This is a genomic window from Streptomyces sp. NPDC044064 (assembly GCF_056434245.1).
This window is the reverse complement of record NZ_JBWKFN010000018.1, coordinates 17,382-40,353: the sequence shown is the minus strand read 5'-3', so window position 1 is coordinate 40,353 and position 22,972 is coordinate 17,382. Positions and strand designations below refer to the sequence as shown.

Sequence of the window (22,972 nt, the reverse complement as noted above, 5' to 3'; positions counted from 1 at the left end):
CGCCACCGTAGGCGATGCCACTGACAGTGGCGGTGAGCTGCTACTTCGTCAGCTGCGACAGCTCCTGGTCGGTGTTCTTGGACACCCGGCGGCGCACCGCGAACCAGCCGGCGACCAGCATCACGGCGATCACCGGGATGAGCAGCAGGGTCCGGCGGCCGACCTCGGGGTCGTTCCACATCATGCCGAGGCAGACCAGCAGGAAGGTGATCGTGGCGATCTCCGTGACCGGGCTGCCCTTCAGGCGGAAGTGCGGCCTGGTGGCCAGGCCCGCGCGGGCACGGCGGACGAAGACCATGTGGCAGAGCATGATGATCACCCAGGTGCTGATGATGCCGAGGGAGGCGACGTTCAGCACGATCTCGAAGGCCTGGCTGGGCATCAGGTAGTTCAGGCCGACGCCGAGCACGCAGACCGCGCAGGTCAGCAGGATGCCGCCGTAGGGGACCTGGCTGCGGTTCATCCGGGCGGTGAACTTGGGCGCGGAGCCCGCCATGGCCATCGAGCGCAGGATGCGGCCGGTGGAGTACAGGCCGGAGTTCAGCGAGGACATGGCGGCGGTCAGGACGACCAGGTTCATCACGTCGCCGGCCGCCGGGACGCCGATCTTCGACAGGACCGTGACGAACGGGCTCTGGTCGGCGGAGTACACGGAGCCCGGCAGCAGCAGGGCGAGCAGCACGACCGAGCCGACGTAGAACAGGCCCACACGCCACATGATCGAGTTCACCGCGCGCGGGACGACCTTCTCCGGCTCGGCGGTCTCGCCGGCGGCGACGCCGACCAGCTCCAGCGCGGCGTACGCGAAGATCACGCCCTGCATGACCAGGACGACGGGCATCACACCGTGCGGGAAGACCCCGCCGTGGTCGGTGATCATGCTCAGGCCGGGTGTGTGGCCGCCGACCTTGTGCTGGGTGGCGAGCAGGAAGATGCCGATCAGCATGAAGCCGACGATGGTGGCGACCTTGACGATCGCGAACCAGAACTCCATCTCGCCGAAGATCTTCACCGAGATCAGGTTCACGGCGAGGACCACCGCGAGGGCGATCAGAGCGAGCACCCACTGGGGAATGCTCGTGAACATGCTCCAGTAGCGCGTGTAGAGCGCGATCGCGGTGATGTCGGCGATGCCGGTGGTCGACCAGTTGAGGAAGTACATCCAGCCGGCGACGTAGGCGCCCTTCTCACCGAGGAACTCGCGCGCGTACGACACGAAGGAGCCGGAGGACGGGCGGTACAGGACCAGCTCGCCCAGGGCCCGGACGACGAAGAAGGCGAAGACGCCGCAGACCAGGTAGGCCAGGGCGAGCGCCGGGCCCGCGTTGTGCAGGCGGCCGCCGGCGCCCAGCAGGAGTCCGGTGCCGATGGCGCCGCCGATGGCGATCATGTTGACGTGGCGGGCCTTGAGGTCCTTGCTGTAGCCGGCGTCGCCCGCGTCCGCGGGCGTCTGGGCCGCCTGGGGACGGGCGGCCGCCTGGGCCGATTCCACGGCTTCGTTGCTCACGGGTGGTTCTACTTCCTGGTCCGCCCGGACCTCGTGGGCCCGGGTGTCCGTACAGTTCGGCCCGCACCACCCTGGTGTGTCGCGGTACAGACCAAGGAAGCAGCTTCCCAGGGAGATCGCGGATATGCGGTGGCTCATGTCACAGAGCGTTACTTCTCACATGATCCACACGGAGTACACCCCGTGTTCATCAGGGGTGTCACAGCGTTGGTGAGACAGCGATACTGCTGCGCATGACAAGCGAGACCGAGGAGCCGACGCTCACCATCGACGAGCTGGCCACCCGGGCGGGCCTCACGGTCCGCACCGTGCGCTTCTACAGCAGCAAGGGGCTGCTCCCGCCGCCGGTGATCGGCCCGCGCCGGGTGGGTCACTACGGGCCCGGACACGTGGCACGACTGGCCCTCATCGAGGAGTTGCAGCGGCAGGGCATGACGCTCGCGGCGATCGAGCGGTATCTGGGGCAGCTGCCGCCCGACCTCACCCCGCACGATCTGGCCATCCACCGTGCGGTGGTCGCGTCGTGGGCTCCGGACCTGGTCGAGACGGTGTCGCGGCGGGAGCTGGAGCGGCGCGCGGGACGGCCGCTCACCCCCGAGGACATCGAGCGGCTGGCGGCGATGAGCGCCGTCGCGCCCGGGGACGGCAACGGGGACGAAGGGGAGACGTTCCGGGTCGACTCCGGGCTGCTCCGGCTCGGCGTCCAGCTCCTGGACGTACCGCTGTCGCAGGACGCGATCCTCGCGGCGCGCAAGGTGCTCATCGAGCACTCGCGCGCCGCGGCCCACGAGCTGGCTCAGCTCTTCCGTGGCGAGGTGGCGGAGCGTGACGCCCGGGACGTGAAGTCCCTGTCGGCGCACATGCACCCGCTGGTGGTGCAGGCGCTGCTGACGACGTTCCAGCGGTCGCTGCGGGAAGAGCTGAGCGAGTGGCTCAGCGGATCACGAGCCGGCTGAGTCGCTGAACCGCTCTCCCCTCTCCGCCTTCTCCACCAGCAGCGCGGGCGGGGTGAAACGCTCGCCGTAGCGCTCGGCGAGTTCACGCGCGCGGGCCACGAATCCGGGCAGGCCGCCTTCGTAGCCGTTGATGTACTGGAGCACGCCGCCGGTCCAGCCCGGGAAGCCGATGCCGAAGATGGAGCCGATGTTGGCGTCGGCGACCGAGGTCAGGACGCCTTCTTCGACGAGGCGGACGGTGTCGAGGGCTTCGGAGAAGAGCATCCGCTCCTGCATGTCGCGGAAGGGGATCTCGTGGCCGGGCTTGGTGAAGTGTTCGCGCAGACCGGGCCAGAGTGCGGCCCGCTTGCCGTCGTCCGCGTAGTCGTAGAAGCCGGCGCCGCCGCTGCGGCCGGGGCGGCCGAACTCGTCGACCATGCGGTCGATGACCGCCTCCGCGGGGTGCGCGGACCAGGTGCCGCCGGCCTCCTCGACGGCCTTCTTCGTCTCGTTGCGGATCTTGCGCGGCAGGGTGAGGGTCAGCTCGTCCATGAGGGAGAGCACCTTGGCCGGGTAGCCGGCCTGGGCGGCGGCCTGTTCCACGGAGGCGGGTTCGATTCCTTCGCCGACCATGGCGACGCCCTCGTTGATGAAGTGGCCGATGACCCGTGAGGTGAAGAAGCCGCGGGAGTCGTTGACGACGATGGGTGTCTTGTTGATCTGGCGGACCAGGTCGAAGGCGCGGGCGAGGGCTTCGTCGCCGGTGCGCTCGCCCTTGATGATCTCGACCAGGGGCATCTTGTCGACGGGTGAGAAGAAGTGCAGTCCGATGAAGTCGCCCTGGCGCTCCACGCCCTCGGCGAGGGCGGTGATGGGCAGGGTGGAGGTGTTGGAGCACAGCAGCGCGTCGGGGGCGACGACCGACTCGATCTCCTGGAACACCTTGTGCTTGAGCGAGGTGTCCTCGAAGACGGCCTCGATGACCGCGTCGCAGCCCGCGAGGTCCGCCGCCTCGGCGGTCGGGGTGATGCGGGCGAGGAGTGCGTCGGCCTTCTCCTGGCTGGTGCGGCCCCTGGCGACGGCCTTGGCGCACAGCTTCTCGGAGTAGCCCTTGCCCTTGACGGCCGATTCGAGGGAGACGTCCTTGAGGACGACCTCGATGCCCGCGCGGGCGCAGGAGTACGCGATGCCGGCGCCCATCATGCCCGCGCCGAGGACGGCGACCTTGCGGACCTGACGGGGCTCGATGCCCTTGGGGCGGTTGGCGCCCGAGTTGACCGCCTGCAGGTCGAAGAAGAACGCCTGGATCATGTTCTTCGAGGTCTGCCCGGCGGCCAGCTCCACGAAGTAGCGGGCCTCGATGACCTGGGCGGTCTCGAAGTCGACCTGGGAGCCCTCGACAGCCGCGGCGAGGATGTTGCGCGGGGCGGGGTAGGGAGCGCCGTTGGTCTGCTTGCGCAGGGTGGCCGGGAAGGCGGGCAGGTTGGCGGCGAACTTGGGGTTGGCCGGCGTGCCGCCGGGAATCTTGTAGCCCGGCTTGTCCCAGGGCTGCTGCGACTCGGGGTTGGCGTCGATGAAGGCGCGGGCCTTGGCGAGCAGTTCCTCCGGCGTGGCGGCGACCTCGTGGACGAGACCGTTCTCCTGGGCGCGCGCGGCGTTGTACTGCTGGCCCTGGAGGAGCACCTTCAGGAGGGCGTCCGCGATGCCCAGCAGCCGTACGGTGCGGACGACTCCGCCGCCGCCGGGGAGCAGGCCGAGGGTGACCTCGGGGCAGCCGATCTTGGTGCCGGAGGTGTCGAGGGCGACCCGGTGGTGGCAGGCGAGGGCCAGTTCGAAACCGCCGCCCAGGGCGGCGCCGTTGATCGCGGCGACGACCGGCTTGCCGAGGGTCTCGATGCGGCGCAGGTTGCGCTTGATGGCGAGGCCGCCGTCGAACAGGTCCTGCGCGGTCTCCGGCGTGACCCGGATCAGGTCGCGCAGGTCGCCGCCCGCGAAGAAGGTCTTCTTCGCCGAGGCGAAGATGATGCCTCGGATGGAGTCCTGCTCGGCCTCCAGGCGGTCGGTGACGGCGGCGAGGGAGTCGCGGAACGCCTGGTTCATGGTGTTCGCGGACTGGTTGGGGTCGTCGAGGACGAGGGTGACGACACCGGTGTCGTCCTGCTCCCAGCGGATGGTGGTGCTCTCGGTCATGACAGTCGTCTCCGTTGAAGTCTCGTGATTCCGCATTCCGCAGGGAGTTCAGATGCGCTCGACGATGGTGGCGATGCCCATGCCGCCGCCCACGCAGAGGGTGGCGAGGCCGTACCGCTTGTCCTGGCGCTCCAGTTCGTCGACGAGCGAGCCGAGGATCATCGCGCCGGTGGCGCCGAGCGGGTGGCCCAGGGCAATGGCGCCGCCGTTGACGTTGACCTTGTCCAGGGACAGACCCATGTCCCTGACGAAGCGCAGCACGACCGCGGCGAACGCCTCGTTGATCTCGACCAGGTCGATGTCGTCGATGGTCAGTCCGGCCTTGGCGAGCGCCTTGCGGGTGGCGGGCGCGGGTCCGGTGAGCATGATGGTGGGCTCGGAGCCGGAGACGGCCGCGGAGACGATCCGGGCGCGCGGGGTGAGGCCGTAGCGCTCGCCGACCTCCTTGGAGCCGATCGCGACGAGCGAGGCGCCGTCCACGATGCCGGAGGAGTTGCCCGCGTGGTGGACGTGGTCGATCTTCTCCACCCAGTGGTACTTCTGCAGCGCGACGGCGTCGAAGCCGCCCAGCTCACCGATGTCCGCGAACGACGCCTTCAGCTTCGCCAGGGAGTCGGCCGTGGTGCCCGGGCGCAGGTGCTCGTCGTGGTCGAGGACGACCAGGCCGCTGCGGTCCTTGACGGGGACGACGGAGCGGTCGAACCGGCCCTCCTTCCACGCGGTCGCGGCGCGCTCCTGGGACAGGGCCGCGTACTCGTCGACGTCCCGGCGGGAGAAGCCCTCGATGGTCGCGATGAGGTCCGCGCCGATGCCCTGCGGGACGAAGTTGACAGCCAGGTTGGTCATCGGGTCGTTGAACCAGGCGCCGCCGTCCGAGGCCATCGGCACGCGGGACATGGACTCCACGCCACCGGCCAGCACCAGGTCCTCCCAGCCCGAGCGGACCTTCATGGCGGCCAGGTTGACGGCCTCCAGGCCCGAGGCACAGAAGCGGTTCTCCTGCACGCCCGCGACCGTGTCCGGCAGTCCGGCGGCGATGGCGGCGATCCGGGCGATGTCGGAACCCTGGTCCCCGACCGGGCCGACGACACCGAGCACGATGTCATCGATCGCGGCCGGGTCGAGGCCCGGGAAGCGGTCCCGGATCTCGTGGATCAGGCCGACGACCAGGTCGATGGGCTTCGTGCCGTGCAGGGCGCCGTTCGCCTTGCCGCGGCCGCGCGGGGTGCGGATCGCGTCGTACACGTACGCTTCGGTGCTCACTGATGTGCCTTTCGGGAGGGCGGGCCGAGCGGGAGTCGGTCGCCGAGGGCGGGTGGTCGTCAGGTGGGCGGAGTCAGTCGCCCTCGGTGACGAGGTCGTCGGTCACGAGGTCAGGTATGCCCCAGTCGCGCGCCACCGTCCCGGCGTCCGCGCCCGGCAGGGCCGGGCCGGTGCGGACCGTGGTGGGGGTCGCGGAGAACCGGGGGGCGGGGGCGGGCTGCGTGATGCCGCCGTGGTCGGTGAAGGTGCCGCGGGCGGCCAGGTGCGGGTGGTGCGGGGCCTCACCGAGGGAGAGGACGGGGGCCACACAGGCGTCGGAGCCCTCGAAGAGGGCCGTCCACTCGTCCCGCGTGCGCGACTTGAAGCGGGCGGCGACGCGTTCGCGCAGCTCGCCCCAGCGGGTCCAGTCCTTGCGGGCGGAGATCATGTCGTCGAGGCCGAGCAGGTGCAGGAACTCCTCGTAGAACTGCGTCTCCAGGGCGCCGACCGCCATGTGGCCGCCGTCGGCGGTCTCGTAGGTCCCGTAGTACGGGCAGCCGCCGTCCAGCAGGTTGGCGCCGCGCCGGTCCTGCCAGCCGCCGGCGGCGAGCATGCCGTGGATCATCGCGGACAGGTGCGCGGTGCCGTCGACGATGGCCGCGTCCACGACCTGGCCGGTACCGGTCGCGCGTGCGTGGTGCAGGGCGGCGAGGACCCCGACGACCAGGTAGAGGGAGCCGCCCGCGTAGTCGCCGAGCAGGTTGGCGGGTACGGCCGGGGGCTCGTCCGGCCGGCCGATCATGCCGAGGGTGCCGGTGAGGGCGATGTACCCCACGTCGTGGCCCGCGCGGTCGGCCAGCGGGCCTTCCTGTCCCCAGCCGGTCATGCGGCCGTAGACCAGACGGGGGTTGCGGGCGTGGCAGTCCCCTGGGCCGACGCCGAGCCGCTCGGCCACTCCTGGGCGGTAGCCCTCGATGAGGATGTCGGCCCGGGCGGCGAGGTCCAGGACGCGCGCGGGGCCGTCCGGCGCCTTCAGGTCGACGACCACCGAGCGCTTGTTGCGATTGGTCACGTCGTACGCGGGGTCGATCCCGAGGCCCGGACCGCCCGGGCGGTCGACGCGGACCACGTCGGCGCCCAGGTCGGCGAGGAGCATGGCGGCGAACGGACCCGGTCCGATACCTGCCAGCTCCACCACGCGCACGCCTGAGAGCGGGCCGTGCCCCGACGTCGTCGGCGTCCCTGCCGTCGTCATCCCGTTCTGCCCCCAGCCATGTGACACAACTGATGTAACACCAGTGATGCTAAGAACACGTTCCACCTGACACAAGACCTGAACGAGCAAGCGCTTAGCCAAGTGCCCGGCCGGACCCGCCGAGGCCGTGTCGGGAGTCCGTACGCTTCACGCTAGCCTCAGCCACCGACAGCGGCGCGGCTGTACGACCAAGGGGTGTCATGAGCAGGCTAAAAAGGACGGATCGTCCCTACGACATCGTGCTCTTCGGGGCCACCGGCTTCGTCGGCACGCTCACCGCGGAGTACCTCGCCGCGCACGCGCCCGAGGACCTCCGCTGGGCGATCGCCGGCCGCGACCGGGGCCGGCTGGAGCGGCTGCGCGACCGGCTGCCCGGTGGCTCCGGGATCGGGCTGCTGCGCGCCGACGTGAGCGAACCGGCCACCCTGCGCGCACTCGCCGAGCACGCGCGCGTGGTGGCCACGACCGTCGGGCCGTACGTCACCTACGGCGAGGAACTCGTCGCCGCCTGCGCGGACACCGGGGCCGACTACCTCGACCTCACCGGCGAGCCCGAGTTCGTGGACCTGATGTACGTCCGGCACGACGCACGCGCGCGTGAGACCGGGGCCCGCCTCGTGCACGCCTGCGGTTTCGACTCCGTGCCGCACGACCTGGGCGCGTACTTCACGGTCCGGCAGCTGCCGGAGGGGGTGCCGCTGACCGTGGACGGGTTCGTGACCGCCGACGCGGCCTTCTCCGGGGGCACACTGGCCTCGGCGCTGAACCAGTTCGCACGCGGGCGGCAGATGATGGCCGCGGCCCGCGAGCGCGGCCGGCACGAGCCGCGCCTGATGGGGCGCCGGGTGACGGCACCGACGGGCGCCCCACGGTTCGCCAGGGAGATCGGCGCCTGGGCGGTGCCGCTGCCGACCATCGACCCGCAGATCGTGCGCCGCTCGGCGAAGGCCCTGGAGCGCTACGGCCCCGACTTCCGCTACCGGCACTACGCGGCGGTCCGGCACCTGCCCGTCGCCGCGGGCGGCGTCGCCGCCGTCGGCGCGGTCGCGGCCGCCGCCCAGCTGCGGCCCGCCCGGCGCTGGCTGTCGGACCGGCTGCGGCCCGGGGACGGGCCGAGTCCGCAGAAGCGGGCGAAGAGCTGGTTCCGGGTCCGCTTCGTCGGCGAGGGCGGCGGGCAGCGCGTCTTCACCGAGGTGGCGGGCGGCGACCCGGGCTACGACGAGACGGCAAAGATGTTCGCCGAGGCGGCTCTCTGCCTGGCCTTCGACGAGCTGCCGCCGACCGCAGGTCAGGTCACCACGGCCGCCGCGATGGGTGACGCCCTGACCGGGCGGCTGCGCGCGGCGGGCATAACCTTCCGGGTGGCCGCCAGGCACTAGCCCATCGGCGCTACATCTGCCATCCCAGCAGCGTCCAGAACATCCCGCCGATCCAGGCGAGCCCCGCCACCACGGCGAGGACCAGAGCGGCCGTCACGGCGCGCTCGACGGGCTGGGCGGGACGGGTCACGGTCTTGGCGGAACGGTGCGTCGTCATGGGCGCCAGCCTGCCGTCGGGCCGGTGAGGGCACATCCGTGCGCGTACTCGGGCGACGTACTCACCCGGACCTGGGCACCCCTTCTCCCGCATTTGAGACTTTCCGCCTCAGGAATGCCCAGCTACCTGTGGCCATGCGCTCGAAGCTTCACAGGGAACTTCAGTGAGACGCTGGAACCTCAGGCCGAAGGAGAGGGAACGGAAGTGAAGTTCGTACTCGAAGTGACCGTGGACGAGGACGCGTCGGCGGCGGACCGGGCCGGTGAGCTGGGGCGGATCCTGCGCTACTGGGGCGGGAACCTCCACCACTACGCCCTCGAACCCGGCGACGGTTCCGCCGTCCACGACTCGCGGTATCAGGAGGTGGGCGCCTGGCGCGTCGACGCCTCCTGAAGCGCCCGCCGGCACAGCGCGTCGGCCCTGCGCGTGGTCTCCGGAAGGCGGAACTCCGGGGTCAGGGCCAGGGTGTGCGCCAGGGCGTTGCCGAGGCTCACGCGGTGGCCGACGGAGACGAAGACGGGCTTGACGCCGTCCCGGGTGCGCAGGGCGCGGCCGACCTCCTCGGTGCCCGCGAGGAGCGGCGCGGAACTGCCCCGCGCGGGTCCCGGTTCGCCGTAGGTGAAGGTGAACGGGTTCTTGGCGACGCCGATGGTCGGCAGACCGGTGAGCACGCCGAGGTGGCTGGCGAGGCCGAGCGCCGCGGGTGGGCGAGGCCGTAACCGTCGCACACCACCAGGCCCGGCGCGCAGGGCAACGCGTCCAGGGCTGCGCGCACGGTCGGGATCTCGCGGAAGGCGAGCAGTCCGGGAACGTACGGGAAGGAGATCCTGCCGACGGCCGTCGCCTCCGCGACGACGTGCAGGGTGGCCGCGTCCAGGACGACGGCCGCCGCGGCGACGAGGTCGCGGTCGTCGTCGTAGGCGACGTCGACGCCCGTGACGTGCCCCGTCCCGGGCGGCGGCCCCGGCTCGTCGAGCACCACCCGCCCGCGCAACTCGTCCTGTACGGCGCGGGCCTCTTCCTCGGTCGCGGGCCAGCCCGCGGGTACGCCTACGGTCGTCATGATGGCCAAGACTGTACGGCCCGCCGACTCCCGTGCGGGGCCCGGGGGTAGGCTCGTGATCATGTTCGTACTGGAGCTGTCCTACACCGCCCCGCTCGACGCCGTCGACGCCGTCATCCCGGCGCATGTGGCCTGGCTCGACGAGCAGTACGAGAAGGGTTTCTTCCTCGCCTCCGGACGCAAGAACCCCCGCGACGGCGGCGTGATCCTGGCCGTCGCGGAGAACCGCGCCCGCATCGAGGAGGTCGCCGCGGGCGACCCCTTCATCGCCGCCGGTGTGTGCGAGTACCGCATCACGGAGTTCCTCGCCACGAAGACGGCCCCCGAACTGGCCCGGCACCGGCAGACACTGGACTGAGCCCGACGCCGGACCGAGCCCGGGGGCTCAGCCCTTCCTGTCGTTCAGCGCACGCCGCAGCTCCGCCTTGTTCATGTGCGAACGGCCCTCGACACCCCGCTGCCTGGCCTCGTTGTACAGCTGGTCGTAGGTGGGCCCTTGCGAGCCCTTGCCGGACCGCCGGCCGCCCCGCTCGCCGGACGACATGTCCTGGGTGGAGGTGCGGCTGGCCGTCTTCGACTCTCCGGACCGGGCGCGTTCCTTGTTCACCGTCCGCGCGGCGATCTCCTCGGCGCGCCGCGTGCTCTCGCCCCGGTCCAGCGCGCTCTCCTTGATGTGTTCGTACTGGCGTTCCCGCTTGGGGCTGGAACCGCGTGGCATGACCGCTCACTTCCTCTCGTGCGCGGTGACCGGGTACCCGCGATCCGGCCGCCCGCATCAGCGCTCCAGCCGGGCCACCCGCCCCTTCTCGCCGGCTGCCCAGCAGCCGAGGTCGGCCGTGCAGGACACGGTGTCGTACGAGCCGGTGTCGATGGTCCGCCAGGTGCGGCCGCCGTCGGTGGTCAGGTCGGTGCCGGTGGGACCGACGGCGAGGGCTGCGCGGCGGCTGTGCGGGAGCCAGGCGGCGCCGGAGCGGTAGGCGGGCGGCGGGGTCGCGGCGGGACGCCAGGTGCGGCCGCCGTCGTCGGTGACCGCGGCCGCCTGCGGCGAGGTCTGGTCGGGGCGGTAGTCGCCGCCGACCGCGAGTCCGTGGGTGCGGTCGCGGAAGGCGAGCGCGAAGACGCCCCTGGCCGGATCGCCCGCCGGAACCGGTGTGTCGGCGGCCGTCCAGGTCAGTCCGCGGTCGCCGGAGTGCAGCACGCGCGCGTGGGCGCCGCCGCCGGTCGCCAGCCAGACGTCCCGCGGCCCGGAGGTGACCAGGCACTGGCCGCTCGCGGCGAAGCCCGCCTCGCCGTCCAGGGCGGCCGGCATGCCCTCGGCGGGCAACACCCGCCAGGAACGGCCGCCGTCGCTGGTGGACAGGATGCGGAACCTGCCGTCGACGGGATCGCTCATGGCGAGGCCGTGACGGCGGTCGAAGAAGGCGAGGCAGTCGTAGAAGGCCTTCGGGTCGGTGTTGCGGAAGGACTCCGTCCAGGTCGCGCCGCCGTCGTCGGTGCGGTAGACGCGGGAGGCCTCGCCCTCGCCGATGGCCAGCACCACCGCGCGCCGCGCGTCGAACGCCTCGACGTCCCGGAACTGCAGGTCGGCCGCGCCCGGCGGAGAGACGTTCCGCCAGCTCGCCCCGCCGTCGGTGGTGCGCAGCACGGTGCCCGCCGTACCGGCCAGCCAGGCGGTGTCACGGTCGACGGCCGCCAGACCGCGGAAGCGCACCTGCGGGGCGCCGCTGTTCTTCGCCTCCCAGTGCACGGTTCCCCGGCCTCCCTGACCGAGCTGTCCCGCCTCGGCGGCCGGCACCGTCAGCGCGGCCAGTGCCGCTCCGCACGCCACCCCCGCCGCCACCAGCCGGCCCGTCCGTCCCCTGCGTCGCGTGCTCCCCGAGCGCCTCATGGCGGGCGAAGCTAGCCCACCGGCCCGCCGCCGTCCAGAGGACCTCACGGCCACACCCCCGTGCATGAAAGCGGTGACCGAGGTCACTCGTTCCGGACGTGCACGCAATGGCCGATTCCATCGTCTCTTCCATTACCAGGCCTCACCCGCCTGAAGTACGTCCAGCCGTCACGAGGGAGCAAGGCGTTGTCCACCGTCATCGAGCAGCCCGTAGAGGCCCGCCTCGTCGCCGCCGCACCGCGCATGCCGAGCATTCCCGCCAAGCTGCGCTACGACCGGAGCGACCCGTTCGCCGTCCGCATGACCTTCCCGGCCCCGGCCACCCTGGAGGGTGTCGAGGTCTGCTGGACCTTCTCCCGCGAGCTGCTCGCGGCCGGGCTGCACGGCCCGGAGGGTTTCGGTGACGTGCGCGTGCGGCCGTACGGCTACGACCGCACCGTGCTGGAGTTCCACGCCCCGGAGGGCACCGCGATCGTGCACGTGCGCTCCGGCGAGATCCGGCGGTTCCTGCAGGCGACCGGCGACCTCGTGCCGGTCGGCCTGGAGCACCTGCAGCTGGACCTCGACCACGACCTGGCCGAGCTGATGCGGGACGCATGCTGACCTGCGCGAAACGCGCTACGCGCGCGTGAGCAACGCGTTCAGCCCGCCGTAGTCGAACCCGTCGGCCAGCGCCCCGTACGTCCCCTCCCGCAGCAGCTCCCGCGCGGCGCGGCGGACCAGGGCGTGGGCGGCCTGGGCCAGACTCGAGCCGGCGCTGATCCGGGCGACGCCGAGCGCGGCCAGTTCGGCGACCGGCGGCGTGCCAGGGCCGACCAGCACGTTGAGCGGCCCGTCGACGCCCGCCACGAGCACCTTTACCGTCTCCGGGTCGACGACCCCCGGGACGAAGATCCCGTCGGCGCCCGCGGCCAGGAAGGCGGCCGCGCGTTCCAGGGTGAGGTCCACTCCCCCGGCGCCGCGCAGGAAAGTGTCGATCCGCGCGTTGACGAACAGCGGCAGGCCCGCCGTGTCGGCCGCCGCACGGGCAGCGGCGATGCGCTCCGCCTGCTCGGCGACCGGCCGCAGCGGCTCACCGCCCGCCTCATGGCGGGCGTCCTCGATGTTGACGCCGACCGCGCCGGCGGTGATCACCGCGCGGACGGTGTCGGCGACGCCCGCGGCGTCCTCGGCGTAGCCGCCCTCGATGTCGGCGGTGACCGGGACCCGTACCGCGTCGACGATGCCGGCGACGGCCGCGAGTGCGCGGTCACGGTCGAGCCGGTCGCCGTCGGCGGTGCCCAGCGCCCAGGCCAGCCCCGCGCTGGTGGTCGCGACGGCGGCGGCGCCCGCCTGGACGACGACGGCCGCGCTGACCGGGTCCCAGGCGTTCGGCAGGACCAGAGGGCGGCCGGGCACGTGCAGTGCGCGGAAGGCGAGGGCGGAGTCGGCGAGCGGGTGCTGAAGCGTCATGCGGAGAAGTCAAACAGCCCCGGCGGGGCGGACGCTGGCAGAAATCCGACACCAGCGTGGGCCGCGCCAAGGGGCATGGAAATCGGCCACTCGGAAGCGCACGCATTAATCGCGTTGACAGTCTTTCCGGCCCCCTCCTACGGTGTAAGCGTTCCTGTTGCCGCCGATTGGAGAAGGACGTTGCTCGTCTGAGGTCCTGAGACACCGCGCTCACACCGGTGAGGTGTGCGTGGCGTTCGACCTCGGCGTTCGAGCCGTCCTCCGGCACAGGTCTTCTCTCCGTGCCCCAGGTTCTTCGGTTTCCGCCTCGTGGTGTCTCGACATGCGTCCGCCCACACCGCACCCAGAAACCGCGAGGCCTGTATGTCTACTTCCCTCACCTGCACGTCCCTGTCCTTCGCCTGGCCCGACGGCACCCCCGTCTTCGACGGCCTCGACGTCGCCTTCGGCCCCGGCAGGACCGGGCTGGTCGGCGTCAACGGATCGGGGAAGTCCACCCTGTTGAAGCTGCTCGCCGGTGACATCGTCCCTGCCGACGGCACCGTCAAGGTGACCGGCGAGGTCGGTTGTCTGCCGCAGAACGTCACGCTCGACACCACGCTCCGCGTCGACGAGGCCCTCGGCATCGCCGGCCGGCGGGCCGCCCTGCACGCCATCGAGGCCGGCGACGTGTCCGAGGCGCACTTCGAGACCGTCGGCGACGACTGGGACGTCGAGGAGCGCGCCCTGGCCACGCTCGGTGAACTCGGCCTCGGCCACATCGGCCTGGACCGCACCGTCGGCGAGGTGTCCGGCGGCGAGTCGGTGCTGCTGCGCCTGGCCGCACTGCTGCTGCGCCGCCCGGACGTCCTGCTCCTCGACGAACCCACCAACAACCTGGACCTGTACGCGCGCCGGCGGCTGTACGCGGCCGTCGCCTCCTGGCCGGGCGTGCTGGTGGTCGTCAGCCACGACCGTGAGCTCCTGGAGCTGGTCGACCAGATCGCCGAGCTGCGCTCCGGGGAGGTCACCTGGTACGGCGGCAACTTCTCGGCCTACGAGAAGGCCCTCGCCGTGGAACAGGACGCGGCCGAGCGGATGCTGCGGGTGGCCGAGGCGGACGTGCGCAAGCAGAAGCGCGAACTCGCCGACGCCCAGGTCAAGCTGGCCCGCCGCAAGCGGTACGGACAGAAGATGTTCGAGCAGAAACGCGAGCCGAAGATCGTCATGGGCGCGCGCAAACGCGCCGCCCAGGAGTCCGCGGGCAAGCACCGCATCATGCACGAGGAGAAGCTCACCGAGGCCCGGGAGCGCCTGGACGACGCGGTGGAGGCCGTACGGGACGACGACGAGATCCGCGTCGACCTGCCGTACACGGCCGTACCGCCCGGCCGGCAGGTGCTCACCCTGGAGAACCTGGAACTGGCCTACGGGGCGCGCGTCAAGGGGATCCTCGATCTGCGCGGCCCGGAGCGGATCGCCCTCGCCGGCCGCAACGGTGCGGGCAAGACGACACTGCTGCGGACCGTCGCCGGGGAGCTGGCCGCGGTGTCCGGCGAGGCGCGGGCGCACGTCCCGTTGCGATTCCTGCCGCAGCGGCTGGACGTGCTGGACGACACGCGCACGGTCGCCGAGAACGTGGCCCGGTTCGCGCCGGGCGCCACGAACAACCGGATCCGGGCGCGCCTGGCCCGCTTCCTGTTCCGGGGCGCACGGGCCGACCAGAAGGCCGGGACGCTGTCCGGCGGCGAGCGCTTCAGGGCGGCCCTGGCCGCGCTGATGCTCGCCGAGCCCGCGCCCCAGCTGCTCCTGCTGGACGAGCCGACCAACAACCTCGACATGGCGAGCGTCCGGCAGCTGACCACGGCCCTGGAGTCGTACGAGGGTGCCCTGCTCGTCGCCAGCCACGACCTGCCGTTCCTGGAATCGATCGGCATCACCCGGTGGCTGCTGATGGAGGACGGAGAATTGAAGGAGACGACAGTGGAGTCGCTCGCCGATCCGGCCTAGCCGGACCGGCGGGGGTCTCAGGTGGGGCACAGCCTGACAACGAGGGTTTTGTCCAGGCCACCGTGCCCTGCATGATGGCGGACCGGTGCCGTGTCACGGGCGCCGGAGCCGCACCGCCGATAACGAAAGGTCCCTCGTGCCCAGCAAGAAGGCCCTCGTCCGCCGCCCCAGCCCGCGCCTCGCCGAAGGCCTGGTGACACACATCGAGCGGGAGAAGGTCGACGTGGACCTCGCCGTCGAGCAGTGGGAGGCGTACGTCGGGGCGCTGGGCGAGCACGGCTGGAAGACGATCGAAGTCGATCCGGCCGAGGACTGCCCGGACTCGGTGTTCGTCGAGGACACCGTCGTCATGTACAAGAACGTCGCGTTGATCACCCGGCCCGGCGCCGAGTCACGGCGCGCGGAGACGGCGGGCGTCGAGGAGGCCGTGGCCCGGCTCGGCTGCTCGGTGAACTGGATATGGGAGCCGGGCACTCTGGACGGCGGCGACGTCCTGAAGGTCGGCGACACGGTCTACGTCGGCCGGGGCGGGCGCACCAACGCGGCCGGCGTACAGCAGCTGCGCGCCGCCTTCGAACCGCTGGGTGCGCGCGTGGTCGCCGTACCGGTGAGCAAGGTGCTGCACCTGAAGTCGGCGGTCACCGCGCTGCCGGACGGGACGGTCGTCGGGCACATCCCGATGGTGGACCGGCCGTCGCTCTTCCCGGGGTTCCTGTCGGTGCCGGAGGAGTCCGGCGCGCACGTGGTGCTGCTCGGCGGCCACAAGCTGCTCATGGCGGCGAGCGCCCCGAAGACGGCGGAACTGTTCACCGATCTCGGCCACGAGGTGGTCACGGTGGACATCAGCGAGTTCGAGAAGCTCGAGGGGTGTGTGACGTGCCTCTCGGTGCGTATGCGGGAGCTGTACGCCTGATCGGGTGATCCGTCACTCCGGCGGCCCCGGGACCTGCGCGTCCCGGGGCTGTTTGACATGCCCTCGAAAAGTCGGGCCGTAGCCGCTGATCAGCGATCTTTACAACGAACTTAACCTACGGCTTCGTAACCTACGGATTCGTAGCCTACGATCTCGTAGGTTTCCGGCACCGCTCGCCGGACCGTCCCCCGTCTCTCCCCTTTGTATGGCGTCCCCCTGGAGTTCCTGTGACGATCACCTCCCCTCACCTCGGCAGCCCGTCCGTGTGGACCGACGCGCGGCTGCTGTACGCGCTGGAGGAAGTGGTCGAGAAGGAGCTGAACCGGCATCTGAACGTCGCCAAGGACTGGATGCCGCACGAGTACGTGCCCTGGAGCGACGGCCGTAACTTCCCCGGCCTGTTCGAGGACGGCGAGGCCTGGGACAAGGAACACTCCAAGGTGACGGAGATCGGCCGTATCGCCCTCGTCGTCAACCTCCTGACCGAGGACAACCTGCCCAGCTACCACCACGAGATCGCCTCGCTCTTCGGCCGCGACGGCGCCTGGGGCACCTGGGTGCACCGCTGGACGGCCGAGGAGGGCCGGCACGGCATCGTGATGCGTGACTACCTGCTCACCTCGCGCGCGGTGGACCCGGACAAGCTGGAACAGTTCCGCATGTCGCACATGAGCGAGGGCTTCGAGTCCGACAACCGGCACTCCATGCTGCACTCGATCGCCTACGTCGCCTTCCAGGAGCTGGCGACCCGCATCTCGCACCGCAACACCGGTCACCAGTCCGGCGACCCGGTCTGCGACCGCATGCTGTCGCGCATCGCGACCGACGAGAACCTGCACATGGTCTTCTACCGCAACCTGCTGAAGGCCGCCTTCGAACTCGCTCCCGACCTGACCATGCAGGCGGTCCGCGACGTCGTGGTCAACTTCCGCATGCCCGGCCACGGCATCCCCGGCTTCGAGCGGGCCGCCGCGCAGATGGCGATCGGCGAGGTCTACAACCTGCGCATCCACCACGACGACGTCCTTCAGCCCGTGCTGCGCTTCCTGAAGATCATGGAGATCGACGGCCTCGGTCCGGAGGGCGCCCAGGCACAGGAGGAACTCGGCCTCTTCATGGGCGGCCTGGACTCGGAGGCTGCCAAGTTCGACGAGAAGCTGGCGGCCCGTAAGGCGCGGATGGCGGCGCGCGCCGCGGGCTGAGCGGCGCCCGGGCCGTCGCCCGAGGTGGGTGTCGGTGCCATGCACGGCCCGGTGAGGGCAACGTGCGGACCGGTCGGTGCGACGTGCGGACCGGTCAGGGGGGAAATACGGACCGGTCAGGGGGAAGTGCGGCGCAGGGCGAGGCGCTCCTTCTCGGAGAGGCCGCCCCAGACCCCGAAGCGCTCGTCGTTGGTGAGCGCGTAGTCGAGACAGGCGGAGCGCATCTCGCACATGGCGCAGATGCGCTTCGCCTCGCGCACCGAGCTGCCGGGCTCGGGGAAGAAGAAGTCCGCCCCGGTCTGCGCGCACAGAGCCTGCGCCTGCCAGGCGGTGTCGGCCGGGGTGATCGTGTCGATGTGCATGTCCAGGATCGTGCCGGGCGGCGAAAAACGTTCGATCAACGCCGGGTCAACGGCGCGGCCGCGCCCCGGGCCGCCCGTTGATGCTCCGCCGGAGCCCTGGGCCGCCCCGATGATGCTCCGCGCGCAGACGCCCGCGCACGGCGGCGCGCGGAAGCGGTGTGAAAACCCGGAGAACCAGGCGCGGCCCCCAGGGTGACCGGGAGCATCGGTCCGGCGCACGGCGGCACTCCGGCAGCGGTTGTCGGTGGGCGGTGCCAGACTCGGCAGTGCAGAGGACGGGACCCGATTCCGGACGCCCCCTTCAAGGGTTTCCGGACCCCTTTTCAAGGAGGGCGAAGATGCTCACCACCCGTTTCGTCAACGGCGCTCCGAACTGGATCGACGTCGGCACCCCCGACCTCGACGGCGCCCTCGCCTTCTACGGCGGGCTGTTCGGCTGGCAGTTCCAGTCGGCGGGGCCGGACGCCGGCGGCTATGGCTTCTTCCAGCTGGGCGGCAGGACCGTCGCCGGCGGCATGCAGACCGGACCCGACCAGGGGCCGCCGGCCTGGACGGTGTACTTCCAGAGCGAGGACGCGCAGGCCACGGCCAAGGCGGCCGAACAGGCGCACGGCAGCGTGCTGTTCCAGCCCCTGGACGTGATGGGCCAGGGGCACATGGCGGTCCTCGCCGACCAGGCGGGTGTGCCGTTCGGCATCTGGCAGCCCGGGCAGACCAAGGGCGTGGACGCGGCGAACGAGCCGGGCGCGCTGTGCTGGGTCGAGCTGTACACGCCGGACATCGCGGCGGCCGCCGCGTTCTACCAGAAGGTCCTGGGCCTGGAGACCTCGGCCGTGCCGTTCCCGGGCGGCACGTACACCTGTGTGAACCCGGGCGGTGCCGGTGAGGACTCGATGTTCGGCGGGATGGTCCCGCTGGCCGACGACCCGACGGAGGCCGAGGCGGGCGCGTACTGGCTGCCGTACTTCGAGGTCGAGGACACCGACGCCGTGGTCGAGAAGGCGCAGCAGCTCGGCGGCACGGTGCGTATGCCGGCGACGACCATGGAGGGCGTCGGCCGGATGGCCAAGCTCGCCGACCCGTACGGCGTCCGCTTCGCGGTGATCAAGAGCGAGCCGCCGCAGGACTGAGGCGCGGACGTGCGCACTGTGGCCGGGCGGACACGGTGAGCCTAGGCGGACGCGCGTCGTATCAGGGTCGTCGGCAGGACGACGCTGGAGGCGGCCGCGTCCGCCGGGGCCGCGTCGCCTGTCCGTCCGGCCAGGCCGCGCAGCAGGAGACGGGCCATCAGCCGGCCCATCTCCTCGATGTCCTGACGGACCGTCGTGAGGGGTGGATCGGCCTCTTCGGCGATGGGGAGCACGTCGTCGAAACCGATCACGGCCACGTCGTCCGGCACGCGCCGGCCCCGCTCGCGCAGCACGCGCAGGGCGCCGAGCGCGGTGAGGTCGTTGGCGGCGAACACCGCGTCCACGTCCGGGCAGCGGTCGAGCAGTTCCCGCATGGCGCGCTCCCCGCCGCCGGGGGTGAAGTCGCTCTCCACGACGAGCCAGGGGTCGGCGTCGCCCACCACGTCCCGGTAGCCGTCGAGCCGGTCCACCGCCGAGGTCTGGTCGAGCGCGCCGGTGATGTGCGCTATCCGGCTGCGGCCGAGATCCACTAGGTGGCGTACGGCCGCCCGGGCGCCGCCGCGGTTGTCGCTGTCGACGTACACCGGACCGGGAGCGCCGTCGCTCCAGTCGGGCCGGCCGCCGAACACGGTGGGCACACCCGCGTTCCGGATCAGGCCGGGCAGCGGGTCGTCGAGGTGGAGGGAGAAGACGAGCGCGCCGTCGACATGGCCTCCGGCGAGATAACGGGCCACCCGGGCGTGGTCGGCGCGGCCCTCGGTCAGCAGCAGCACGAGCTGGTTGTCGTGGGCAGTCAGTTCCTTGCTGATGCCGCGCAGTTGCAGCGCGAAGAAGGGGTCGGCGAAGACCCGGGCCTCGGGTTCGGCGATGACGACCGCGACGGCGTCGTGCCGCTTGGTGACCAGGCTGCGTGCGGCCTGGTTGGGCACGTACCCGAGTTCCTCGACCGCCTGCCGGACCCGTTCGACCAGGGGCTCTCTGACCCCGTCGCCGCCGTTGACGACCCGGGACACGGTGGCCCGGGACACCCCGGCCCGCGCGGCCACGGCCTCCAACGTGGGACGCGACACTGCCTCGGTCACTTCGGGACTCCTCATCGGCGGCTGGCGATCAGGATAACCGCGGTGCGCTGGGGCCGTCGGGCGGGAAAAGGGGTTGTCCTCCAGCGTCTCGCCAGGTGAAGATCGCCGGATGAAGATGCGAAAGGCTCATGCCGGCTGAGCGCCCCGAGACGCGGCTCGTGCCCTACGCACGACTGCCGCGCACGTACCGCGACCGGCACATCGTCCACAGCTCGGTCGACGCGTTCGGCCGGGCACACTGGCTGCTCACCGAGCACCCGCCCAAGGACCTGGGCTCCGATCCGTACGACTCGCTGGTGGTGACCGTCGAGGACGGCGCGTGCCACGAGACGTACCTGCATGCGGTGTTGCCCTGGTGCCCCCATATCGAGGCCCTGCCCGACGGCGGGTTCGTGCTGGCGACGCCCCGGGCGGACAAGGACGACGGGCAGCAGGTCCAGGTCTTCGACCCACTGGGCCGGGCGACCGGCACGTTCCGCGTGGGGGACGGCTTCCAACACCTTCTGGCCGACCGGGCGGGAGACCTCTGGGTCGGCTACTTCGACGAGGGTGTCTACGGCGACGACGCGTTGAGTGCGCCCGGCCTGCGCCGCTGGAGCATCACGGGCGAACCCCTGTGGTCCTACAGCCCGGTGCCCGACGCGGGGTGGATCGACGACTGCTACACCTTGAACGTGACCGGGCGCACCGCCTGGGTGTGCCCGTACGCCCGCTTCCCGCTCATCGAGGTGGACGATGCCCAGGTCGTGCGGGTACGACAGAACCCGGTGCGGGGTGCGAGCGGGCTCGCCGTCCTGGGCGAACGGGCCGTGTTCTTCAGCGGATACGGTGACGACCGCAACCGGCTCGTCGACTGCCGTCTGACGGAGACCTCCGTGGAACCGGTGGCCGAGAGCCGCCTGATGCGCCCCGACGGCGGGCGGCTCGGTCGGCGCCGGATCGTCTCCCGTGGCTCCCGGATCCATGTGCAGGTCAAACCGTTCACCGAGTGGTTCGTGTTCGACCTCGCGTGAGGGTTGTCCACAGGCCGAACGCGTTGTCAGTGGCGTGCGGCATCCTGTGATCAGTGGCGGAACACGCGCCATGAACCACGGGGAGGGCTGGATGTTCAGGGGGATCGACGACGTCGACTGGGCGTCGATGGGGCACGCGTACACCGAGTCGGCTTCCGATGTGCCGGAGTTGCTGTGGGGGTTGACCTCGGACGACCCGGAGCGCCGGGAGATCGCGCTGGACGGCATGTACGGCGCGGTGCACCACCAGGGGGATGTGTACGACAGCACGGTCGCCTGTGTCCCGTTCCTGTTCGAGCTGGTCGCGAACCCGTCGATCGCCGACCGGGGGGCGGTGATCGGCCTGCTGTGCAGCATCGCCCACGCCTCGGACGAGGACGAGTGGGACGCGGAGGAGGCCGAGGCCTTCGCCGAGTTCGACGAGGACGAACACGAGGAATGGCTGCGGCACTTCTTCGTGGCGCGTGACCTGGTCCGGGAGCGGGCCGGGGACTTCCTCGGACTGCTCGGCGATCCGGATCCCGGGGTGCGGGCCGCCGTGCCGGGTGCGCTGGCGCGGCTGCACCCGGACCCGGTGCGGGTGTTCCGCGCCCTGCGCGACCGGGTGCCGGCGGAGACCGACCCGGAGGCCGCCCGGTCCCTGGCGCGCGCCCTGGGCACGCTGGCCGGACGGCACCCCGCCGAGCTGGGCACCGAGGCGGTCCGGATGCTGAAGGATCTCGTCTCCGGCACCCCCGATCCCCAGGTGCGGATGACGGCACTGGCCCGGCTGGCGCGCAGCGCGCCCGGCGAACTGCCGCCGGACACCGCGGAGATCGCGCTGGACGTGATGCGGCTGGCCCGGGAGGCGGACGAGCTGGGCCCGCCGCCCGCCGCGCCCGAGCGGCCGCGCACGGACACCCTGATCTCCCATGTGCGCGAGCTGCACGCGGAGCACCGCCGCAGCCTGGACCTGGACGACGCGGCGGACCTGCTCCAAGAGCTGCACACGGAGCTGCGCGACCGGGTCGACCTGCGCTTCCCGCTCCTCGTCGGCCAGTTGGGCAGCCCCAGTCCGCGCCAGCGCAGGCACGCCGTCGGCATGGCGGGACGGTTGCTGACGGGGTGGCGGGCTCCCGACGACGAACCGGTCCTGGCGCTCGCCCGGCTGCTGGCCGACGACGATCTGCGGCTGCAGAAGGAGGTGCTGTCGGAACTGCGGTATCTCGCACCGGTGGCACACCGGGTGTCCGAGGGGGTGGCGGCGTACGTCGAGAGCTGGGAGGGCCGCCCGCTGGAGAGCGACACGGCCTTCCGGGACATGGCCCTCGGCATGGCCTTCGAGGTGCTGGCGCTGCAGGGCGACGCACGGATCGTGCCGGCGCTCACCCATGTGCTCGAAGTGGTCGAGCTGCCCGAGAAGCTGTCCCGGTGGCTCGAGGCACTCGGCCCCGAGGCGGCCCCGCTCGGCCCCGTGCTCCACGACCGGCTGGCCCGGCTGGACCACCGCGCATCGTCAGCGGAGCTGGACGGCCTCGTCGAGGCCCTGGGTACACTTCGGCACGCCGGGTCGGTGCCCCTGCTGATCCGCGTCCTGGCCGGTGCCGAGCACTTCCGGACGACACGGCAGGTCCTGGAGGCCCTCTCCGCCTACGGCCCCGAGGCTGCCGAAGCGGCCCCGCTGGTACGGCGGCTGTGGGAGGACGACACCCTCGCGGACGAGCACCGCATCCATGTCGCACACGCCCTGTGGGCCCTGACGGGCGAGGCCGAGGCGGTGCTCCCCGTCGTCCGCGAGGGCCTGCGGTCGCGGTCCTGGAGCCCGTGGTACGCGGCCCTGCGGCTGACCGGGTCCCTGGGCCGGTCCGGTGCCGCGCTCGCACCCACGTTGCGCGGGATGATCGCGGACGGTCACACGCCCGCCCGGGCGGCCGTCGGCCTGTGGCAGGTCACCGGGGAGACGGAGGAGGCGCTCCCCGTGCTCCTGAGCGAGTGGTCGGCCACGCCCGCCCAGCGTCCCGCCATGGCCGGCTGCCTGGCCGGCATGGGCCCGGCGGCCGCACCGGCGCTGCCGCTGATACGCACGGAGCTGGCCTCGCCACGCCGTCACAACAACGACGACTCCACCGGCAACATGCGCTACGACGTTCCCACCGACGTGGCCCTGCAGCAGGACTGTCGGCGTGTGCTGGCCGGGTTCGGCGAGCGGATCGAAGCCCCGGTTCGCTAGCGCC

21 protein-coding genes and 1 pseudogene are annotated in these 22,972 nt (G+C 71.6%); 11 read left to right on the top strand and 11 right to left on the bottom strand.

Annotation, left to right across the window (positions count from 1 at the left end; genetic code table 11):
* Positions 1 to 40 precede the first annotated feature (40 nt).
* Positions 41 to 1,507: an amino acid permease gene (locus AC07DS_RS27460; protein ID WP_479149440.1), complete on the bottom strand. Its 1,467-nt coding sequence runs from the start codon at positions 1,505 to 1,507 to the stop codon at positions 41 to 43.
* A gap of 233 nt (positions 1,508 to 1,740) precedes the next feature.
* Between AC07DS_RS27460 and AC07DS_RS27455 the strand changes: the two genes are divergently transcribed.
* A complete protein-coding gene (locus AC07DS_RS27455) occupies positions 1,741 to 2,463 on the top strand; it encodes a MerR family transcriptional regulator (protein ID WP_479149438.1) in 723 nt (240 codons plus the stop codon).
* On the opposite strand, the gene AC07DS_RS27450 is transcribed toward AC07DS_RS27455, so the two are convergent.
* From AC07DS_RS27450 to AC07DS_RS27440, 3 genes are all read right to left on the bottom strand, one after another.
* The gene (locus AC07DS_RS27450; protein ID WP_479149436.1) at positions 2,449 to 4,632 is read right to left on the bottom strand and encodes a 3-hydroxyacyl-CoA dehydrogenase NAD-binding domain-containing protein; all 2,184 of its coding nucleotides are present in this window, start codon (positions 4,630 to 4,632) and stop codon (positions 2,449 to 2,451) included. The two genes, AC07DS_RS27455 and AC07DS_RS27450, sit on opposite strands and share 15 nt — an antisense overlap.
* 48 nt (positions 4,633 to 4,680) lie before the next feature.
* A complete protein-coding gene (locus tag AC07DS_RS27445; protein WP_145877700.1) occupies positions 4,681 to 5,895 on the bottom strand; it encodes an acetyl-CoA C-acetyltransferase in 1,215 nt (404 codons plus the stop codon).
* A 73-nt stretch (positions 5,896 to 5,968) separates the two neighbouring features.
* Positions 5,969 to 7,129, bottom strand: coding sequence for a CaiB/BaiF CoA transferase family protein (locus AC07DS_RS27440; protein WP_479149435.1), 1,161 nt, complete (start codon positions 7,127 to 7,129; stop codon positions 5,969 to 5,971).
* Positions 7,130 to 7,329: 200 nt separating this feature from the next.
* Here AC07DS_RS27440 and AC07DS_RS27435 point away from each other — a divergent pair, with 200 nt between their 5' ends.
* On the top strand, positions 7,330 to 8,508 hold the full coding sequence (locus AC07DS_RS27435) for a saccharopine dehydrogenase family protein (RefSeq protein ID WP_479149434.1): 1,179 nt from the start codon (positions 7,330 to 7,332) through the stop codon (positions 8,506 to 8,508).
* Positions 8,509 to 8,518: 10 nt separating this feature from the next.
* Here the strand turns inward: AC07DS_RS27435 and mmpA are convergent, their stop codons facing one another.
* Entirely contained in the window at positions 8,519 to 8,665 is a 147-nt protein-coding gene (gene mmpA, locus AC07DS_RS27430) for a morphogenic membrane protein MmpA (RefSeq protein ID WP_403958984.1), read from the bottom strand.
* 204 nt (positions 8,666 to 8,869) lie between these two features.
* Here mmpA and AC07DS_RS27425 point away from each other — a divergent pair, with 204 nt between their 5' ends.
* Positions 8,870 to 9,058 carry a hypothetical protein gene (locus AC07DS_RS27425; RefSeq protein WP_479149433.1) on the top strand — a complete coding sequence of 63 codons (189 nt, stop codon included), beginning with the start codon at positions 8,870 to 8,872 and terminating at the stop codon, positions 9,056 to 9,058.
* Here AC07DS_RS27425 and AC07DS_RS27420 read toward each other — a convergent pair.
* Positions 9,022 to 9,728: pseudogene (locus AC07DS_RS27420) on the bottom strand (endonuclease V). The gene AC07DS_RS27425 and the pseudogene AC07DS_RS27420 overlap by 37 nt on opposite strands.
* A 61-nt stretch (positions 9,729 to 9,789) precedes the next feature.
* On the opposite strand from AC07DS_RS27420, the gene AC07DS_RS27415 reads away from it, so the two are divergent.
* On the top strand, positions 9,790 to 10,086 hold the full coding sequence (locus AC07DS_RS27415; protein ID WP_145877708.1) for a YciI family protein: 297 nt from the start codon (positions 9,790 to 9,792) through the stop codon (positions 10,084 to 10,086).
* 27 nt (positions 10,087 to 10,113) lie between these two features.
* On the opposite strand, the gene AC07DS_RS27410 is transcribed toward AC07DS_RS27415, so the two are convergent.
* Both AC07DS_RS27410 and AC07DS_RS27405 read right to left on the bottom strand, forming a co-directional pair.
* Positions 10,114 to 10,446: a plasmid stabilization protein gene (locus AC07DS_RS27410; protein WP_479149430.1), complete on the bottom strand. Its 333-nt coding sequence runs from the start codon at positions 10,444 to 10,446 to the stop codon at positions 10,114 to 10,116.
* A 57-nt stretch (positions 10,447 to 10,503) separates the two neighbouring features.
* The gene (locus AC07DS_RS27405) at positions 10,504 to 11,616 is read right to left on the bottom strand and encodes a WD40/YVTN/BNR-like repeat-containing protein (RefSeq protein ID WP_479149429.1); all 1,113 of its coding nucleotides are present in this window, start codon (positions 11,614 to 11,616) and stop codon (positions 10,504 to 10,506) included.
* A gap of 186 nt (positions 11,617 to 11,802) precedes the next feature.
* Between AC07DS_RS27405 and ssgD the strand changes: the two genes are divergently transcribed.
* Complete coding sequence (gene ssgD, locus AC07DS_RS27400; protein WP_386577770.1) at positions 11,803 to 12,219, top strand: spore wall synthesis regulator SsgD; 417 nt, start codon at positions 11,803 to 11,805, stop codon at positions 12,217 to 12,219.
* Positions 12,220 to 12,234: 15 nt separating this feature from the next.
* On the opposite strand, the gene AC07DS_RS27395 is transcribed toward ssgD, so the two are convergent.
* Positions 12,235 to 13,068, bottom strand: a complete 834-nt coding sequence (locus AC07DS_RS27395) for an isocitrate lyase/PEP mutase family protein (RefSeq protein ID WP_479149427.1) — start codon at positions 13,066 to 13,068, stop codon at positions 12,235 to 12,237.
* Positions 13,069 to 13,431: 363 nt separating this feature from the next.
* On the opposite strand from AC07DS_RS27395, the gene AC07DS_RS27390 reads away from it, so the two are divergent.
* From AC07DS_RS27390 to AC07DS_RS27380, 3 genes are all read left to right on the top strand, one after another.
* Positions 13,432 to 15,057 (top strand): ABC-F family ATP-binding cassette domain-containing protein, encoded by a 1,626-nt coding sequence (locus tag AC07DS_RS27390; protein WP_479149426.1) that lies wholly within the window; start codon positions 13,432 to 13,434, stop codon positions 15,055 to 15,057.
* A 136-nt stretch (positions 15,058 to 15,193) separates the two neighbouring features.
* Positions 15,194 to 15,970 carry a dimethylargininase gene (ddaH, locus tag AC07DS_RS27385; protein WP_479149424.1) on the top strand — a complete coding sequence of 259 codons (777 nt, stop codon included), beginning with the start codon at positions 15,194 to 15,196 and terminating at the stop codon, positions 15,968 to 15,970.
* Between the two features lie 227 nt (positions 15,971 to 16,197).
* Positions 16,198 to 17,172, top strand: coding sequence for an acyl-ACP desaturase (locus tag AC07DS_RS27380; RefSeq protein ID WP_479149422.1), 975 nt, complete (start codon positions 16,198 to 16,200; stop codon positions 17,170 to 17,172).
* A gap of 116 nt (positions 17,173 to 17,288) precedes the next feature.
* Here AC07DS_RS27380 and AC07DS_RS27375 read toward each other — a convergent pair whose 3' ends face one another.
* The gene (locus AC07DS_RS27375) at positions 17,289 to 17,534 is read right to left on the bottom strand and encodes a WhiB family transcriptional regulator (RefSeq protein WP_145877721.1); all 246 of its coding nucleotides are present in this window, start codon (positions 17,532 to 17,534) and stop codon (positions 17,289 to 17,291) included.
* A gap of 338 nt (positions 17,535 to 17,872) precedes the next feature.
* Here AC07DS_RS27375 and AC07DS_RS27370 point away from each other — a divergent pair, with 338 nt between their 5' ends.
* Complete coding sequence (locus AC07DS_RS27370; protein ID WP_479149420.1) at positions 17,873 to 18,664, top strand: VOC family protein; 792 nt, start codon at positions 17,873 to 17,875, stop codon at positions 18,662 to 18,664.
* A gap of 41 nt (positions 18,665 to 18,705) precedes the next feature.
* On the opposite strand, the gene AC07DS_RS27365 is transcribed toward AC07DS_RS27370, so the two are convergent.
* Positions 18,706 to 19,746, bottom strand: a complete 1,041-nt coding sequence (locus AC07DS_RS27365) for a LacI family DNA-binding transcriptional regulator (protein ID WP_479149418.1) — start codon at positions 19,744 to 19,746, stop codon at positions 18,706 to 18,708.
* A gap of 128 nt (positions 19,747 to 19,874) precedes the next feature.
* Between AC07DS_RS27365 and AC07DS_RS27360 the strand changes: the two genes are divergently transcribed.
* Both AC07DS_RS27360 and AC07DS_RS27355 read left to right on the top strand, forming a co-directional pair.
* Complete coding sequence (locus AC07DS_RS27360) at positions 19,875 to 20,759, top strand: hypothetical protein (RefSeq protein WP_479149417.1); 885 nt, start codon at positions 19,875 to 19,877, stop codon at positions 20,757 to 20,759.
* 70 nt (positions 20,760 to 20,829) lie between these two features.
* A complete protein-coding gene (locus AC07DS_RS27355) occupies positions 20,830 to 22,968 on the top strand; it encodes a HEAT repeat domain-containing protein (protein WP_479149415.1) in 2,139 nt (712 codons plus the stop codon).
* Positions 22,969 to 22,972 lie beyond the last annotated feature (4 nt).